The following is a 16,542-nucleotide window of genomic DNA, read 5'->3' as shown; positions in this document are numbered from 1 at the left end:
TTACATATACTCATCAAATTTCCTCTTGGGTTTGAGGTTCAGCACATGACCAGTCTGGTTCACCTTCTGGGCAAATGGTAGGGATTTGGTAATTCCTGACAGTTCCCAGTCTCGGCAATAGGCTTCGATGGCATGCTGATGGTCGCATTGCAACTCTTTCTTGTAGAGTTTCAGCGCTTCCTTTTCTGCTCGCTCGGTGGTATAGGTCATATAGCACTCGTGAGGTTCCTCAACTCCAAACACGCCTCCGACACTTCCTCTTCGGATAAAGACTTCTCGGAAGAAGCTTCTGCCTTCCTTGTTTTCAAGTCGGTTGATGGTGAAGATCTTCTTGCAGTCCACATCTGTTAAGCCCAGGATTGCCTTGATTTCATCGAAACGTTCACGGAACTTGCTTTGGTCAAGCAGCATCACCACATCAGAGTTGTTGATGATGGCTTCCTTCACGATAGGACTTCCCACGATGTCCTGGATCTCCTGAGTAACCACACCCACCGATGCCCAGAACTTTCGGGCTGTCTTGTAGAGATACTTGATATATTCTGCCATCATTGGCGAAGCTATGGCTTTCCATGCCTCCTCGATGACAAGTACCTTGCGGTTCTTCTTGATACGCATCTTCTGAATGAAAACGTCCATGATGATAAGTGTAACAAGAGGGAAGAGGAGAGGGTCATCCTTGATGGAGTCAATCTCAAAGACGATGAAGGTCTCATCAAACAGCTTTGTGTCAAGGTTCTCATTGAGTGTAAGCTCATGACTACCGCCCTTATAGAAGTCCTTCAGCAGATAGTTGTAGGATGCCAAGTCTATTCCTGCCAGATTGTTCTCCTTTATAATCTGAGGAATACGGACTTTACTGTACTCGTAGAATGTGTTGAACGACAGGTTCTCTATCTGTTTCTTCATGAAGTATTCATCGAAGTATTCCGTGATAACCTGCTCTATGAGACGGTCTTCCGTCTTGGTGACTTCACCTTGGGTTCCTTTCCAGATGAGCATGACCAGATTTTTCAGGAAGCCTATCTTCTCGATGTTCAACTCCTCACGCTTGATGGCAAAAGGATTCATAGTGATAGGATGCTCGTCTGTGTAGCTGATATACTTGCCACCGACATATTCGCAGAGTCCTTCGTATGAATTACCGGTATCAACCATCACAACGTCGGTATTCTGTTCCCACATCTGACGGACTACACTATTCATGTGGAAGGACTTGCCGCTTCCAGACGGACCGAGGCAGAAGAAATTGGAGTTATCCGTTATCTTGTTCTTTCCTTCCTTACCACTGATGTCGATGGCAACAGGCACACCTTGGCGGTCTGTATAGTAAATCTTCAACGGGGTTTCCTCACTATGTTGAATGCGCTCTTTGTACATGAGACAGGCGGCTGCATCACTGAGAGTCAGGAAGCGGTCATACTCTGGGTTGGTGGAGTAGCAATTACCAGGGAATGAGTTGACAAACAGCTCCAGCTGGTTGTAGGCTCTTTTGCTGATATGAATGCCCAATCGACCAAAGGAGTTCTCCAGATGGTTGGTACTTTTCTGAATATCAGCATCTATAGGTACTCCAACGACAAGGTTGAAGTGAGCATATACCAACTGTTTGTTTTCTCTTGCTATCACATCCTGCACCTTCTTGATGTCCTCCACGGCTATCTGGTTGCTTGGATTAGGCATACTGGCATGACGGTTTTTCTTCTTGTCGAGTAGGGAGAGCTCTCTTTTCTGGTTAGGAATAAAGAACATCTGGTTATACACTACTACATCTGCAGAAGGAATACAGTCAACCAATGATACCATATCCACTGGCATAGAAACATTGTTCACCTCAATGTTGGTGAAAGGACGGACTATAGATGGCGTGCTGATACAATCAACATCAACAAGACTATAGACCTTGCATCGTTTGTTGCCCATGCTGATAGACTCTTCATCGACTTTGAAGTTGGTCATAGACACAACCTTGCCATTGAAGTTCATGGAGAAATAGCGGTCAACGTATTCACGTGCTGTATTTCCGTCCAGGTAGGAGGCTTCCACGCCAGAGTCCTTCAACTGGTCTTTGACTTTTCGGATCTTCACCACAAAGTCACGCCATTTCTTGCTGTCAAAAGAGAAGATTCGGCTTTTCTTATTCTCCTGGGTGATAATCAGATAAGTCTTGCTATCGGTATAGGAACGTCCATTGAAATACTTGAAGTAAGACTCCGACAAGAACTCATGGTTGTCATTGCTCTCATCTTGGAACTGTTTGCGCACGAAGACATCCTGCTTATGAATGGCATAGCCTTCACCGAGGGTCTGGGCAAGTGCGGTGACAAGATGATTGAACTCATAGTAGCTGTCTATATTGGCAGAGTACTTCTGCACCGGGTTCTCCATCTTCAAGATGGCTGAGTATTCGCCAGTCTTGGTGTAGAGCACGCCAATGCCATCCACATCCTCAACAGAGAAGTAGATGTCCTGAAAGATTTTCTTGCGCTTTCCTCCGGTTCCAAAGGCAGAGACTGAGATAGCCATGCCTATGAGTATTGCTACAAATGCTATGATTACATATATGATCATTGTTATTTGCTCTTTTATCAAATGAAGATAGGCTCATCCTTGCGAGAGGGTGAGCCTACCGATTTACACTATTCAGATTTCAACACACTTGCTCATTTGTTTACGTTTGAATTTTGTTTGATTACATTCTATGCGAACAAGCATAGATGAACACACCATGCTCTTCCTTCTTGGTATGCAACCCTTTCTTCTGTTTGAAGAAGATGAGAGCAGCTCCCGAACAGAGGGAAACAGCAAGAACCACAAGACCAACCACAAAGCCGAGGATGCAATATGCTATGATGAAGCCGAGGATGGCTCCACCAATGGCACAGGCTGCCCAGGTGATGTAGCGTCCCTGGAACCCCATAAATTCAAGGGGCTTCTGGAGACCCTTGAACATGGGATAGCTTAGATACTGATTTTCGTTTACTTCTCCTGACATGATGTATTCTTTAATGCTTGAACGATAGATTAGAGGCCGAAGAACAAAGGCAGAGCCTGGGCTGCAGCAACGAGGAAGATACATGCGCCAACAACCATCATGATCTTCTTCTTGAAATCTTACTGATTGTTTGTAACACGCTGATAATCAACACTAATTGAAATAGCAAAATGACGAAAGAAACAAATTAGGAACAACAAAAACAAGAAACCCCAAAATGAAAGCATGAGAAAACATAAATTAACACTGAAAACAACGATAAATTTCCGATTTTATCTTTTGATTGTGCAGGTCAATGAAATGATATTTATGTCATCTCTCTGTGTTTGTAGTAATTCAAAAAGCTCCAAAACAACCTTTTTCGCTCATATTTTATGATTATCAATGAAAGGAATAATATTGCGAAATACTCAATTATTTGCATGTTTCGTAAACATTTTGAGGCTATTGTTCCTTTTTCTGAAATTGTTTTCGTACTTTTGCAAGTGTATTTACCTATTTTATATATATAGTATGGCAAAGAAAGATGTAAACAGATTGAAGATAATGTTAGCAGTAACCAAGCGCTCAAACAAGTGGTTGGCAGAAATGTTGGGTAAAGACCAAGCAACCATTTCTAAATGGTGCACCAACACTTGCCAACCAGACTTGGAAACCTTAATACGGATTTCTGATTTGCTGAAAGTGGATGTAAACGATTTGTTGAACAAAGAATGTATCAAAGAATGATGAACGATATATTGAAACAGATAAAGGCTGGCGAGGTGTCGGGAGTGCAGTTCAAGGAACGCATTCTCGACAAATATGATATTGCCTGCGAGTTAGTGGCGTTCAGTAATTCACATGGTGGCAAGTTGGTAGTTGGTATAAAGGATAAGACCGGAGAAACCAATGCCTTGTCGTATTCTGAGGTACAAGAAACAACCAACTTGTTGAGTGACATTGCTTCAGAAAACGTAGTGCCATCCATTCTGATAAAGATAGATACTGTTGAGGTCGAGGATGGCAACTTGGTTGTTGCTACTGTGAAGGAAGGACTCAACAAGCCTTATCATGACAACAAGGGAATCGTATGGGTGAAGAATGGTGCCGACAAGCGCAAAGTGTTCGATAATGCTGAACTTGCAGAAATGATGACCGACTGCGGTAGTTTTGCTCCAGACGAGGCTGGAGTTAGGAATGCAACTGTCAACGACCTTGATGCAATGACCATCAAGCAGTTTTTGGGCAACCGTTTTGATAGAGTGTTGGAAAAGAAAGGCTTGACAGGTGACGCTTTTAATGAAGCATCACTTGATATGATATGCTCTGCCATAGCTAAGGGGCACGACTGTGAGAAGATTCTTCGCAACCTGCGATTTATCCGTCCAGATGGTACACTGACCGTTGCTGCCATGCTTCTGTTTGGCAAATACACCCAGCGCTGGATGCCAATGATGACTGCCAAGTGCATCTGTTTTGCTGGCAACAGCATCGGCGGCAAGGTTTTCCGTGACAAGGTGAATGATGCAGATATGGAGGGAAATCTGCTTCACCAATATGACACGATCATGGATTTCTTCACTCGTAATCTGCATAATGTGCAAGTAGGAGATGAATTCAACAGTATGGGTAAGTTGGAAATACCTTATACAAGCTTGGTTGAGTTCACGGTAAACAGCCTTGTACACCGTTCGTTGAACATGAAAGCTCCTGTTCGCATTTTCATTTTCGACAATCGTGTTGAGATTCACAGTCCGGGTGCATTGCCTAACGGACTCACTATTGATGACATCAAGGCTGGAACTTCCATGCCTCGCAATATGTTCCTTTTTAACAATGCTATATACTTGCTGCCATTCACTGGTGTAGGTAGCGGCATTACTCGTGCTCTGGATGAAGATGTTAATGTCACATTTATGAATAATGACAAGGCACAGGAATTTGTCATCACGGTTTGGAGAGAAGAAAGTAACCAAGTCGGTAACGAAGTCCATGAAAAAAGTACCCAAGTCGAAGACCATGACACTGGACTTAGACACTCTGACACTGACTTAGCCACCGACCATGACACTTTTGCCGAAGACCATGACACTATACATAGTTACCATGACACTAACCATGACACTAAAAGAGTGCCATTGACGAATAAACAGAAGGATATAGTAAACTTCTGTAGCGTGCCAAGAACAAGTAGGGAAATTTTGGAAAGAGCCGGTGTTGTCTATCATACAAAAAATATAGCCAAATACATCACCTCCCTTGTTGCAGCAGGATATTTGCAGATGACTAATCCAGATAATCCTACAGCAAGTAATCAAAAATACAAGAAAGTAAACAAAAGATAAGAAGCGTATGGATTCATTATTTCTATTTCAGTTTGCATGCTTCATATTCATGCTCGTCAATGCCTTCATCGTAGCACTCTCTCATCTGCATGTAAGATGGGAGAACAAGCGGTATGAGCGTTCTCGATGGATGATCGTTGCTGCCCTGATAGGACTGGCGATACAATATGTGTTGCAGATGACTTTCGGGTTCCGTGCTATGCACGATAATCTGGGGGCGGTCATCAACATCCTCCTCTATACCCCCTGCTTCTCGCTCATTTCCATAGGAATCTACAACATAGAAACCACCCGTGCTAACCTCAGAAAGATGATACTGATGTGCAGTGGCATTTATGCTGCCATCATTGTGGTCTTTTGCGTGGGTATCAGTCTTCATCATAGCCTGTATATCAGAGAGGGGCTTTATCTGATGCTGACTCTGTTTTGCGTAAGTGTTTTCTATTGCATATACATGATTATTCAGGAGATGATTAGGCGTAAAAATATGTTGGAGACAATGGCGGCAACGGATTTGTTGCCTTACGTAAGATATTCCCGAGCAAGTGTAATCATTCTATGGCTCGCAGTTCTCGCTATGCCAGTTGCCATCTGTTCTACCACCTTATTATATATAGTAGGTCCTGCCGTATTGCTTGCCTTGTTGTTCTTCAATCTTACGTTTATCGCTCTCGGCAGCAGTTATATTCCAACAGAAGAGCTATTGGATAAAGAAGAGGAAAATCAACGAAGCGGAGAGAAAAAACCTTTACAGCAATTGTCTGAGGAGCGCAGAGACTTTATCCAAAACAGTCTTGACCAATGGTGTATGGATTTGGGCTATAAGGATTGTAATGTAAACATGTTGACGCTTTCTCGTACACTTTGTATATCAAAGAACGAATTGAGCCTGTTTTTCGATCAATGCTTGCACTCTAACTTCCGAATATGGCTCAGCGAGATACGTCTCAACGCTGCAAAAAAGATGATGTTGGAATATCCAGATTATAGCAACGACATCATTTCAGCCGAGTGTGGATTCTCTTGTCGCACTCATCTTTACCGAATCTTCAAGACAAAAGAAGGCTGTTCTCCTACAGAATGGAGAGACTTCCAATCTACAGATGTAGCACAAAATGATACAAATTCAGCATAATCATTTTTCGTAAAATACCAAAGAAAAAGCAAAATTTTTATCGAAAAACAGCCAAAAAGGTGTCGCATTCCTACGAATGCGACACCTTTTTGGTATGAATGCGACACTTGTACAGTGAAAAACTGCACCTTCTTTCGTGGAAATTCACTATATTTGCAACATGAAGGAAATAATAGAAACTATGCCAAGGATAGAATTAGCCTTGATCATCATCGGGGTGTTTGTACTCATATTAGGTATTATCTTGGGATATGCCATGATACATGAGTACAGGATATATCTTGATGATCACTATAAGGCTCGCTATAGCTTTCGTGACTTCATCAAGAGGGAACGCTTTTATATATATTTGTTCTTTGCATCCATATTTATCTTCCTAACAAACCTCTTGTATTTCCTGGAGTGAGTTTCGGATAGAATGGATGAATTAGCTTTATGGTGGATACTTGTCCTGTAATTGGAGATAGATTTTTATTTTTACGATAAAAAATGAATGAATGATATGATAAATTATTTGACAACAAAAAATCGGTTGCTGGTTGCAATACTTGCATTTATTCTTCCATTTTCTTTTGCGAGAGCAGAAGCAAAAAAAGATGGAAAGACTATTTCGCAAGGCTGGTACATCGGTATTGAGGGTGGAATGCCTTTCGGTTTCTCTACTTTCTCAAGTTTCGGACATGACAAGACGTACCTCGGTTGGGCTGCTGGCTTATATGGTGGCTATCGTTTCAATTCCATTTTCTCGGCAGAGCTGTCTGCCAAGTATGGAGAAATGAACTTAGCTGCGCAAGACTGCTGTGTAGAACGTAACTATTGGTTAGGAAGCGATGGCGTACTTTACAAAGCAAGTGTCTTGGGCATGGATAGTTGGGAATATGCCGATTTGAAAAGCCATGTCAAGATGGGGCAATATGGAGCAAGAGTAAATATCAATCTTCTTGGATTGTTTCATAAGACTGCTAACAGTCGATGGGATTTAGCTGTCTCACCTCATATATATGCAATAACAACCAAGGCTGCTATTCTTACAATAGCTGACGGTGTTGAGGTTATGAAAGGTTCAACCAACTGGCATTTGGGTTATGGGGCAGATTTGCAGGTTGGTTATCAACTAACCTCTTGCTTAAAACTTGGCATATATTCTGGGGTGACACGTCTCACGGGGAAAAGTATGGATGGAATGCCTGAGCATCTACATAAGAACAACTTCATTTGGGAAAGTGGTATCAGATTAGGATTCAACCTCTCAAACAAAAAGAAAAAGGTGGTTGAAACTCCATCTATTCCACAAACGGAAGTTATACAGCAAGAACAATCTCCTTCGGAGGAGGTCAATCGGAAAGAGACTGTAGATAAGGCAGAAACAAAAGTTATAGAACAAGATATTGCCGAACCTGCTAATGTGATCTTCCCTGTCATATATTTCACTTTCAATAGTATCGACATCCAACAAAATGAAGAGGCAAGGTTGAATGAAATTCTCAAAACATTGAATGAGAATCCGAATATGAAGGTAACGGTAACAGGTTGGTGTGACGCAAGAGGCAGCGTAGCTGTCAACAAGCGAATATCTCGCCAACGTGCCGAAGCCGTAAAAGCTTGGCTTGTGAAAAAAGGTATAGAGGCAAATCGCATTTCAACAATAGGAAATGGAAGCGACAGCACTCAAAATGCAGAGAAAGCTCGCCGAGTAGAGACGAAAGATAAAAATAATCAGTAACCCATAAAACAAGATAAGATGAAAACAAACAGAAAATTTAATATTTGGTTATGGGTGCTGTTATGCGTCCCATACCTATTGGCAAGTTGCGACCATGATGTTCATGATGGTGAGGATGAGGGTGGTTTGTCAGTATCGCTCACTTGGGCGGATGAAGCCGACCAAGGTACGGAAGTGAAGGACGTTAAACTCTGGATATTCAATGCCGATGACGGTTCATTAGTAGAGGAAAAACATTATGGCTGTGCGCAGGAGGTGGCAAGCCAACGCTTCGCTCTTCCTGAAGGGCATTATCAGATATTGGCTATTACCAATCTCATAGAGCCATTCTTCACCACTGACCAGACCAGGGCTTTGACTAATTGGAACAATATCCAGATAGGCTTGACCAATCCTAAGGATGTGAACCATAATGCTTATTTCGGAGTGACCGACGTGAGGATTGACAACAAGGAAGGCAACTATGTGGTACAGAATCCTGTTAAAAGCGTGCTTGCCGAACTGACCATCATCATAGAGAATGTACCTAAAGGTACAGAAATGAGTGGTAAGGCATTAGATGCAGCCTGGTGTCTGTTCCCAACACAGAAGAATGGTGATGGCGACTATGGCTTGCCGAGCTTGGAGCCTACGGAAGTGGAATTCCCTACCATCTTGGCAACAGAGTCAACCCTGCAATCGGAAGTAATACGACTGATGCCAACCATCCAGGGAAGCCCAGTCTCTCATATCTATCTCCGCCTCTTGCTCCCTAACGAGACCTTGCAAGAGTACGACATTACTGCTCCAGCAATGAAGGTTGGAGGAAAATACGAGTTACGGTTCAAGTACAATGAGATGCAGCCAAAGATGAATCTTGATGCGACCATCAATAATTGGAAAGACCTCAACGATGAAGTAGAAATAAAGTAATAATAACTTTTAAACCGTTTATAAGATGAAAAAGATGACAAAGTTTTTCGCCCTTGCACTCTTGGCTGGTGCAATGGTTTCATGCAGTAGCGAAGACTCGCCTATGACACACAATGACAAGGTTGCCGTGCAGTTTACTGGCGGCATCAACGTTAACACTCGTGCTGCAGGAATAGCTTGGGCTGATGGTGACAAAATTGGTATCTTCATGACAGGAGCAAACCAAACTCTCTCGACAGATGCAATCAAAGAGGGAGTTGACAATGTTTGTTATCAGTCAAATGGAAGTATCGCCTTTTCGCCAATTTCTGGTGGTAAGACTATTTTCTTCCCGATAGATGGAGATGTGGACTTCTATTCTTACTATCCACAGACCACTGTCAATGACTACAAGGTAGCACTTGATGTAACAGACCAAACGAAACAAGAAGCTATCGACTTTATGTATGCCAAGGCGACAGGATGCAACAAAGCTACGCCACAGGTAGATTTGAAGTTCTTCCATAAGTTAAGCAATCTTGTTTTGGATGTTCAACCAGGTAACGGTCTCACGCAAGAAGACCTTGAGGAAATGACTGTGAAAGTGAAAGGTCAGAATACCAAAGCCACTTTCAATCTTGTGGATGGGACTATCTCTGGTGAAGAAAGTCCTGCGGACATCACGATGAAAACCACCGAAGCAGGCAAACTGTATGAGGCAATTCTGCTCCCTACAGAAGAAGAAAGCCGAGTGATAGAGTTTAGCCTCAACAATGGTCACGATGCTCCTTTCTTATGGACAATGCCTGTAAAACTTGAGGGTGGCAACAGATACCACTATACAGTAGTAAAATTAAGTCGTTCTGCCGTAGATATTTCTGGAACCATTGAGCCTTGGACAGAGGCAGGAGACAAGAATGAGCATATAGCACAATAACAACACTTAAAATATAACGTTTATGAAGAAGTTTAAAATCTTATACATCGCTGCTGTAGCATTGCTGTTTGCAGCTTGCGCTAACGAAGAAGACGGTATCGGCAACAGCGGTCCTGTTGCTGCTACTGTACAGGCAGACATTGTTAAAAACGTCACACGCGCCACCACAGGCAACACATGGTCTAATAACGATGCCATAGGTGTAAATGTCACATCAACCGGCTATACAATAGGACGCAATGTGAAATATACAACTACAGGTGACGGAAATTTCAAATCTGACAATCCAATATATTTTGCAGACGCAACAGAAACCGTGAATTTCAATGCCTATTATCCATATCAAGAAAATGTTGATGGTAATGGCATTGTAGATGATTGGAATATGGCTGAGGTAAAGGAAGGTGAACCATGCCCAGCAGATTTTCTCTTTGCAACTGGTGCAACCGCCACCAAGTCTTCCCCTCAGGTGCAATTTACTGGAGACAATAATTTCAAGCATTGCATGAGTATGATACGGTTGACTTTCAAGGCTGGCGATGGCATTAATGCAGAGAATGCGTACCTTAAAAACGTATTAAAATTAAAGGGTATCTATAAGACAGGTTCTATTAATACACTAACTGGTGAAGTTACAGTCTTTGGAGATAGGGGAATTTATGAATCCGATGTGGACGATAAAAGTTTAATAAACGGTGTCACCTGCGAGTTTATTGTATTCCCTCAGCCTTTGGACAACAACAAGATGGATATAGAATTGGATGCAGCTGCGAATGGCACAATCAATACTTATACAGCATCATTGGCTTCATCAACAAATAACGAGTTTAAAGGCGGCAATCTGTACACATATACAATACGTATCTGCAACACAGGTGTTGTTATAGAAAATGCTGGCATTACAAGCTGGCAGCCAATTGATGAAGGCAGTCTGGACACAGAACAGCAATAACAATGATAAAGAAAATACTGACATATTGCGCAGAGCAACTCAATAGCTATCTTGGTCGATACTACCATCGACCACAAGGGCTTGCAGAAGTTGGACATATAGGTCAAAGAACAGGAGAAATTCCTAATAAGGTAATCGTTTCATTGGTGAATGTAGAACGAGAAACTGCAGGAGGTATCTCAAACAATGTTCAGACTTATGGTGGCAGCTTCACATCCTCTTCTGCCCCATTCTTGCTGAATCTGAAAGTAATGTTTGCGGCTGTTTTTGAGGAAAAGCAATATGCGGAATCATTGTCAGTATTTTCCAAGGCATTGGCGTTCATACAGTCACAGCAGAAGTTTATGATTGACAATGTGAAATATACTCTAACTTTGGAAACTGTATCCACATTTGACTTCCATAACATTTGGACAACAATGGGAGGACAATATTATCCTTCTGTTGTGTGTAAACTCACTGGAGTTGTAATTGATTCCAATGAAATTAAATCAAGTGGTTCAACTGCTCAGAACACAGAAGTACAAACATAAAATTGACAGCATGAGTACATATCGTTCATTATATAGCTTTCGTATAGAGCATGAATACTTTGAGGATAGTAATGGTAATGCCTTGATGTGTTCTGTCCTACCTTCAGCACAAAAGCTGATGACGCAACGAGGTTTGCTGTTTCGACAGACTGACGAAAACGAATGGACGATATTGTATGATACGGAAAATGCAGGTTTAGATACCGAATCTGACATCATTGAGTTTAGAGTCTTGATGTCTGAACCTGCATTTGTTTTTTACACCGAATGGCAAAACTTCAATCCAATGGTTGCCTATCAGATAGACTTACCGATTGGAAAGTCCGAAGTTAATGCTACAGACGTGATAACTGAAATAGGAGTAAAAAGGAGTTTTGGAATACCATTTTGCACTATAATGATTCATTTGACAAAAGAGTTATGGCAAGCAGCAAAGAAGGATGTTCCACTGAAGAACACTCTAATATTCAAAACTCCTGAGCGTTTTTGGGAATATGTCTTCATTTGTCAAAATACGAATAGAGAAATATCCTCAGAATGCTTGAAATTGGAAACAGACAAGGAAATACTAACATTTAGATTACAAAGGTAGGCATGGGAGTTCCTGCCAACAACATAACAGACGAAGCAGATGTGATTGCTCCTACTGCCGCAGGATTTTTACCGGGAATGGAAGGGCTTCACATTGCTGTGGTCAAGAAACTTGATGGTGACGCATCCAAGCAATGCCGCATACAGGTAGAGTTGCCATGGATGGATGGCGAAAAGAAATTGCTTTGGGCTCGCCTTTCGTCAGTATATGCCACCAATCAGTCGGGAATCTTCTTTCTTCCCGAAATAGGTGACGAGGTGGTCGTGGGATTCATCAATAACAGCCCAAACTACCCGATAGTCCTTGGAGGGATGTATGGAAGCAAACACACTCCTCCATTTGGATATGAGGCAAAAAACAACATAAAGGCGATTGTGACTCGTTCAAAGATGTCTGTTGAGTTTGACGAGGAAAAGAAAATCATAACAATTCAAACGCCTGCAAAGAATACGATAGTGATGAGTGACGAGGGAAAATCCATCTCTGTTACAGACCAAAACAAAAACAAGATGGTCATGGACAGTAATGGTATAGAACTTAGCTCTTCAAAAAATATAAAGCTGACAGCGAAAGGTAATATTGCACTGAATGCAGCCGGAAAAGTCAGTATAGATGCAAAATCGGATGTCGATATAAATGGAACAAACGTAAAAGTTACAGCCAAAGTCGGTGCGAAGGTCAAAGGCAATGCTACGGCGGAACTTTCAGCTTCTGGTCAGACCACTGTCAAAGGCGCAATGGTAATGATAAACTGATAAAGATATGCCAAATGCTGCAAGATTAACAGATATGCACACCTGTCCGATGCAGACACCAGGACTTCCTCCTGTTCCACATGTAGGCGGTCCGATTATTGGACCAGGAGTGCCAACGGTACTGATAGGAAAACTTCCTGCAGCCGTTATGGGCGACATGGCTACTTGCGTTGGACCGCCCGACACTATCATTAAAGGTTCAACAACAGTGATGATAGGTGGTAAACCAGCTGCAAGGATGGGCGATACAACAGCGCATGGGGGTAGCATCATCATGGGTTGTCCTACAGTTATCATAGGTGGTTAGAAATAATTAAATGGATACGAGATATGACAGATACAAAAACGTTCTTAGGAATAGCATGGAACTATCCTCCACGCTTTAAAGGTGGCGGAAGTTCGCAACCCACTGAGATGGTTGCAAACGAGGCTAATATTCAGCAAAGCATTATGACCTTGTTGAGTACATCGCCTGGAGAAAGAGTACATCGTTATGAGTATGGTTGTCCCATTAGGGAATACGCCTTTGAAATGATGACGGCATCCACAAGAACGATGTTACGAGACCGAATAGAACAGTCGATAATTCTGTTTGAGCCAAGAGTGATAGTCAATCGGATTGATTTCGAGGAGAAACAAGACGAGGGGAAAATGAATATCCTCATAGACTATACAATAAGGCAGACGAATCGACGAACCAATATGGTTTATCCATTCTATTTTGTAGAGGGAACAGATTTAGTAAACTTATAAAAACAAGATATTATGAGCATAAGAAAATTTATCTATGCAGGATTAGCCTTTATCACTATTGGCTTTGCTGCATGTACGCAAAATGAAGATATGGCTCCAACGCTGAAAGGGCAGGAAATCAATGCGACTTTCTCTGTTGGAGGTATGCAGACTCGTGTCAATACTTTGGGATATGGTAACAGTTGGGAGAATGGAGATAAACTAAAAGTACATATATTTACTGATTCAAATCCTGGTAGTACGGCTGTTCTTTCTTTTAATGGGGAAACAAACGAATGGCCTCGTACAGGAAGTTTTCGTTGGTTAGATGATATCGATGAACATACTATTTTGGCTGTATATCCATCTGATAATAATTTTGGAAAAGATGATTTATCGTATGATTTACAGGTGGACCAAAGCAGCGAAGGTAAATTAAAAAACGCTGATCTTATAACTGGATATTGGCACGATTATCCTCGGTCCAATGTAAGAATTCCTATGAAGCATCGTATGTCGCTGGTCACAATTTTCTATGAAATTGGTTCATACGATCATCCTAATAAGGATATAAGTAACCTACAGATTTGTTCGCCATGCAATGGAGCTAGTTTTAGTAGATCATACAGTGATTGGATAATGGACACTTCTAATTATAAAGTGTCAACGTTGGTATATGCATGCCAGACAGGAGATAATGGAGAAAAGTCTTTCTCTGCAATCATAGTACCAGGCTCGTTAGACACAAGTGCTGATTTTTTGAAGTTTACTTTAGATGGGCAAGATTATACCGTCAAGTTAAAGCAAAAAACAGATTTTTTGGAAGGGCATCGTTACACCTATAGTCTCAGAAAAATAGGAAGAGACAAAGTGGAACTCAATATCAAGAATCAAGGTGTTCTGCCTGGTTGGGAAAATGAAGAAGAACTATAACAAATAAAAGGAGAATATAATTATGCGTAAGATTATCCAATACATGATGATGGCATTGATTGCTGTTGTTTTGGCATCATGTGCTAATGATATAAACGAAGAATCTACACCTACTGTAAAAAGCAACATACATTTTGTTGTAGATGACTTTCCTATGTTTGAGAAACCTTCTACCCGAACTATCGGCGAAGAAGACAAGGGTAAGACAGCATGGGCTGTTGGAGATGAAATCTGTGTAAAGTTAACTTCTAAAGAGTTAGGAACCCAGACTGCAACTTTAAAATATAATGGAGTAAAGTTTGAAATTCAAGATGGTAACTCATTGTGCTATCTTGAGGGGGAACCTGTGACGGCTTATGCTTACTATGCTCCAAATCGTAGATGGATAAATGGTTCTCTTGAGTTAAAGGATTTCAATCTCTATGGAACTGCAGAGTTCCTCGAGGGAACTTGCACTGTTCATTATGGCGATAATAATTATGTGGATATATCATTTGCCAATGCAACACGCAATTATTCACGCCTCCGTATAGCAACCATTCCTAAAACAGAAATAAAGGTGGACGTCGATTTATTTGCTCCAACAGTCCATCCTAATAGTTTATACATGACATATACACTTACTTCTGACGAAAAGGGGAATGCCTATTTGTATGGAACTTTCTATAATAATTCCATCGTTACTGTGAAATATCGAGGAGCAACTTTGACAACTTATAAATTCTCGAAAGAAACAGAAAATGCTAAGAGCTATGCTCTGGATGCTACTGTCATTTCGGCAAATAGTGCAGAAGAAATAAAGTCATCTATCAAACAAGAAGTAGCAAATAGCAAGACTGCTATAAGACTTAACCTCGCTTCTGATGCTGGCGATAATGAGTTTAAGGCTATCCGTGAAGCTTTTGAGAATGTGCAAGATGGCACTATAGACCTCACTCTAATAGGATGCAAGGAAATTCCTGCAGATGGTTTGAACGATATAATGGCTTTAAAGTCTATTTCTTTGCCTGATGTGACAAAAATAGGAAAGAGTGCCTTATCTAACAATCAGTATTTGCAAGAAATTTATGCTCCGAATGTTTCTGCTATAGATGAATACGCCTTTGGAAGCTGTTACGATTTGAGAAAAGTAACTTTTGGAGAACTCACAGATGTGAAAGGGTACGACATGGAAGGAATTTTTGGTGGTATTAATACGGATATAATAGATTTAGAGTTGTCTGTAGAACAGAAAAGAATGACCATGGAACTAATTGATGGTCGTTATTGTTGGACTCCATCTGAAGAACCCTATATGGGGAGTCCTGACCATGCAAACAAATCTTTCCTTGAAATGAAATTCAGATCTGTAAGATGTTGGTTTAATGATTAAAACAGTAAGAGTTCCAATATCGTAGAGAAAATAAATAAACTCTATGATAGATATGAATTTGAGGTATTGTTTTTAGTGTTAATTTGTAAAATGTATCAAACATGTATGCAACTATACAAAATAGGAAAAAATCTAGGGTTTTCTCTTCCGATAAGCCTACATCTATCAGTAAGTTTTCCATGTCAAGAGAACCTTTAGAAGGACATCAAACAAGGGTAGATTGGAAAACGAGTACAATTTTAGGTGATACAGTTGGAGTTCACATGAAAGCTATTATTGGCCCAGAACATCAACAAGGTGGTTCACCAGAATATGGTGTTCAGCAGAACATAATGAGCAGATTACCAACAAGCCGCTCCTTGAAAGCTCCCAATAAATATGTCAGAGGACATTTGTTAAATGACAATGTCGGGGGACCAGGAAAAGACTACAATTTATTTCCAATAACAGCAGATGCAAACGGAAAGCATGAACGGAGTATCGAAAGTCACGTAAAACAATGGGTTAACGTAGATAAGCATTGGGTTGATTATGAAGTTAATGTTGTAGGCATAAACTATAAATTAGATGATTATTATGGAAATAATTATATAAATTCTTATTTTGTTTGTAAAGCAAGCCTGCTTGCCCCAAATATGGCAAATAAACTTGTTGAAACTAACAAT

General features: G+C 41.1%; 16 protein-coding genes and 2 pseudogenes. 15 read left to right on the top strand and 3 right to left on the bottom strand.

The window, feature by feature from the left end; translation table 11 throughout:
• From CHL74_RS10745 to CHL74_RS10735, 3 genes and pseudogenes are all read right to left on the bottom strand, one after another.
• Positions 1 to 2,541 (bottom strand): annotated as a pseudogene (locus CHL74_RS10745) (TraG family conjugative transposon ATPase); the annotation flags it as partial.
• 151 nt (positions 2,542 to 2,692) lie between these two features.
• Positions 2,693 to 2,995, bottom strand: a complete 303-nt coding sequence (locus CHL74_RS10740) for a DUF4133 domain-containing protein (protein WP_094881150.1) — start codon at positions 2,993 to 2,995, stop codon at positions 2,693 to 2,695.
• Between the two features lie 29 nt (positions 2,996 to 3,024).
• Positions 3,025 to 3,114 (bottom strand): annotated as a pseudogene (locus tag CHL74_RS10735) (DUF4134 family protein); the annotation flags it as partial.
• 394 nt (positions 3,115 to 3,508) lie between these two features.
• On the opposite strand from CHL74_RS10735, the gene CHL74_RS15845 reads away from it, so the two are divergent.
• The 15 genes from CHL74_RS15845 to CHL74_RS10655 form a co-directional block, all read left to right on the top strand.
• On the top strand, positions 3,509 to 3,724 hold the full coding sequence (locus tag CHL74_RS15845; RefSeq protein ID WP_022251786.1) for a helix-turn-helix transcriptional regulator: 216 nt from the start codon (positions 3,509 to 3,511) through the stop codon (positions 3,722 to 3,724).
• Positions 3,724 to 5,322 (top strand): RNA-binding domain-containing protein, encoded by a 1,599-nt coding sequence (locus tag CHL74_RS10725; protein ID WP_176452237.1) that lies wholly within the window; start codon positions 3,724 to 3,726, stop codon positions 5,320 to 5,322. The genes CHL74_RS15845 and CHL74_RS10725 overlap by 1 nt, the downstream gene beginning before the upstream one ends.
• Positions 5,323 to 5,329: 7 nt before the next feature.
• The gene (locus CHL74_RS16275) at positions 5,330 to 6,457 is read left to right on the top strand and encodes an AraC family transcriptional regulator (RefSeq protein WP_254923278.1); all 1,128 of its coding nucleotides are present in this window, start codon (positions 5,330 to 5,332) and stop codon (positions 6,455 to 6,457) included.
• A gap of 493 nt (positions 6,458 to 6,950) precedes the next feature.
• On the top strand, positions 6,951 to 8,180 hold the full coding sequence (locus tag CHL74_RS10710) for an OmpA family protein (RefSeq protein WP_094881146.1): 1,230 nt from the start codon (positions 6,951 to 6,953) through the stop codon (positions 8,178 to 8,180).
• 18 nt (positions 8,181 to 8,198) lie between these two features.
• Entirely contained in the window at positions 8,199 to 9,092 is an 894-nt protein-coding gene (locus CHL74_RS10705) for a FimB/Mfa2 family fimbrial subunit (RefSeq protein ID WP_094881145.1), read from the top strand.
• A 25-nt stretch (positions 9,093 to 9,117) separates the two neighbouring features.
• Entirely contained in the window at positions 9,118 to 10,008 is an 891-nt protein-coding gene (locus CHL74_RS10700; RefSeq protein ID WP_094881144.1) for a fimbrillin family protein, read from the top strand.
• Between the two features lie 22 nt (positions 10,009 to 10,030).
• Entirely contained in the window at positions 10,031 to 10,960 is a 930-nt protein-coding gene (locus CHL74_RS10695; protein WP_094881143.1) for a fimbrillin family protein, read from the top strand.
• A 2-nt stretch (positions 10,961 to 10,962) separates the two neighbouring features.
• On the top strand, positions 10,963 to 11,493 hold the full coding sequence (locus CHL74_RS10690) for a DUF4255 domain-containing protein (RefSeq protein WP_094881142.1): 531 nt from the start codon (positions 10,963 to 10,965) through the stop codon (positions 11,491 to 11,493).
• Between the two features lie 10 nt (positions 11,494 to 11,503).
• The gene (locus CHL74_RS10685; protein WP_141241307.1) at positions 11,504 to 12,085 is read left to right on the top strand and encodes a hypothetical protein; all 582 of its coding nucleotides are present in this window, start codon (positions 11,504 to 11,506) and stop codon (positions 12,083 to 12,085) included.
• 2 nt (positions 12,086 to 12,087) lie between these two features.
• On the top strand, positions 12,088 to 12,840 hold the full coding sequence (locus tag CHL74_RS10680; protein ID WP_094881140.1) for a phage baseplate assembly protein V: 753 nt from the start codon (positions 12,088 to 12,090) through the stop codon (positions 12,838 to 12,840).
• Between the two features lie 7 nt (positions 12,841 to 12,847).
• Entirely contained in the window at positions 12,848 to 13,147 is a 300-nt protein-coding gene (locus CHL74_RS10675) for a PAAR domain-containing protein (protein ID WP_094881139.1), read from the top strand.
• Positions 13,148 to 13,170: 23 nt separating this feature from the next.
• Positions 13,171 to 13,593, top strand: coding sequence for a GPW/gp25 family protein (locus tag CHL74_RS10670; protein ID WP_094881138.1), 423 nt, complete (start codon positions 13,171 to 13,173; stop codon positions 13,591 to 13,593).
• Between the two features lie 12 nt (positions 13,594 to 13,605).
• Complete coding sequence (locus CHL74_RS10665) at positions 13,606 to 14,505, top strand: fimbrillin family protein (RefSeq protein ID WP_094881137.1); 900 nt, start codon at positions 13,606 to 13,608, stop codon at positions 14,503 to 14,505.
• 22 nt (positions 14,506 to 14,527) lie between these two features.
• The gene (locus tag CHL74_RS10660) at positions 14,528 to 15,877 is read left to right on the top strand and encodes a leucine-rich repeat protein (protein ID WP_094881136.1); all 1,350 of its coding nucleotides are present in this window, start codon (positions 14,528 to 14,530) and stop codon (positions 15,875 to 15,877) included.
• 101 nt (positions 15,878 to 15,978) lie between these two features.
• Positions 15,979 to 16,542, top strand: a 564-nt coding sequence (locus tag CHL74_RS10655; RefSeq protein WP_176452234.1) for a DNA/RNA non-specific endonuclease, incomplete at its 3' end; no start/stop codon positions are given.

The organism is Prevotella sp. 885, from assembly GCF_002265625.1.
Classification (GTDB): Bacteria; Bacteroidota; Bacteroidia; order Bacteroidales; family Bacteroidaceae; genus Prevotella.
The sequence above is the reverse complement of the archived record's forward strand: the minus strand, read 5'-3'. Positions and strand labels throughout refer to the sequence as shown.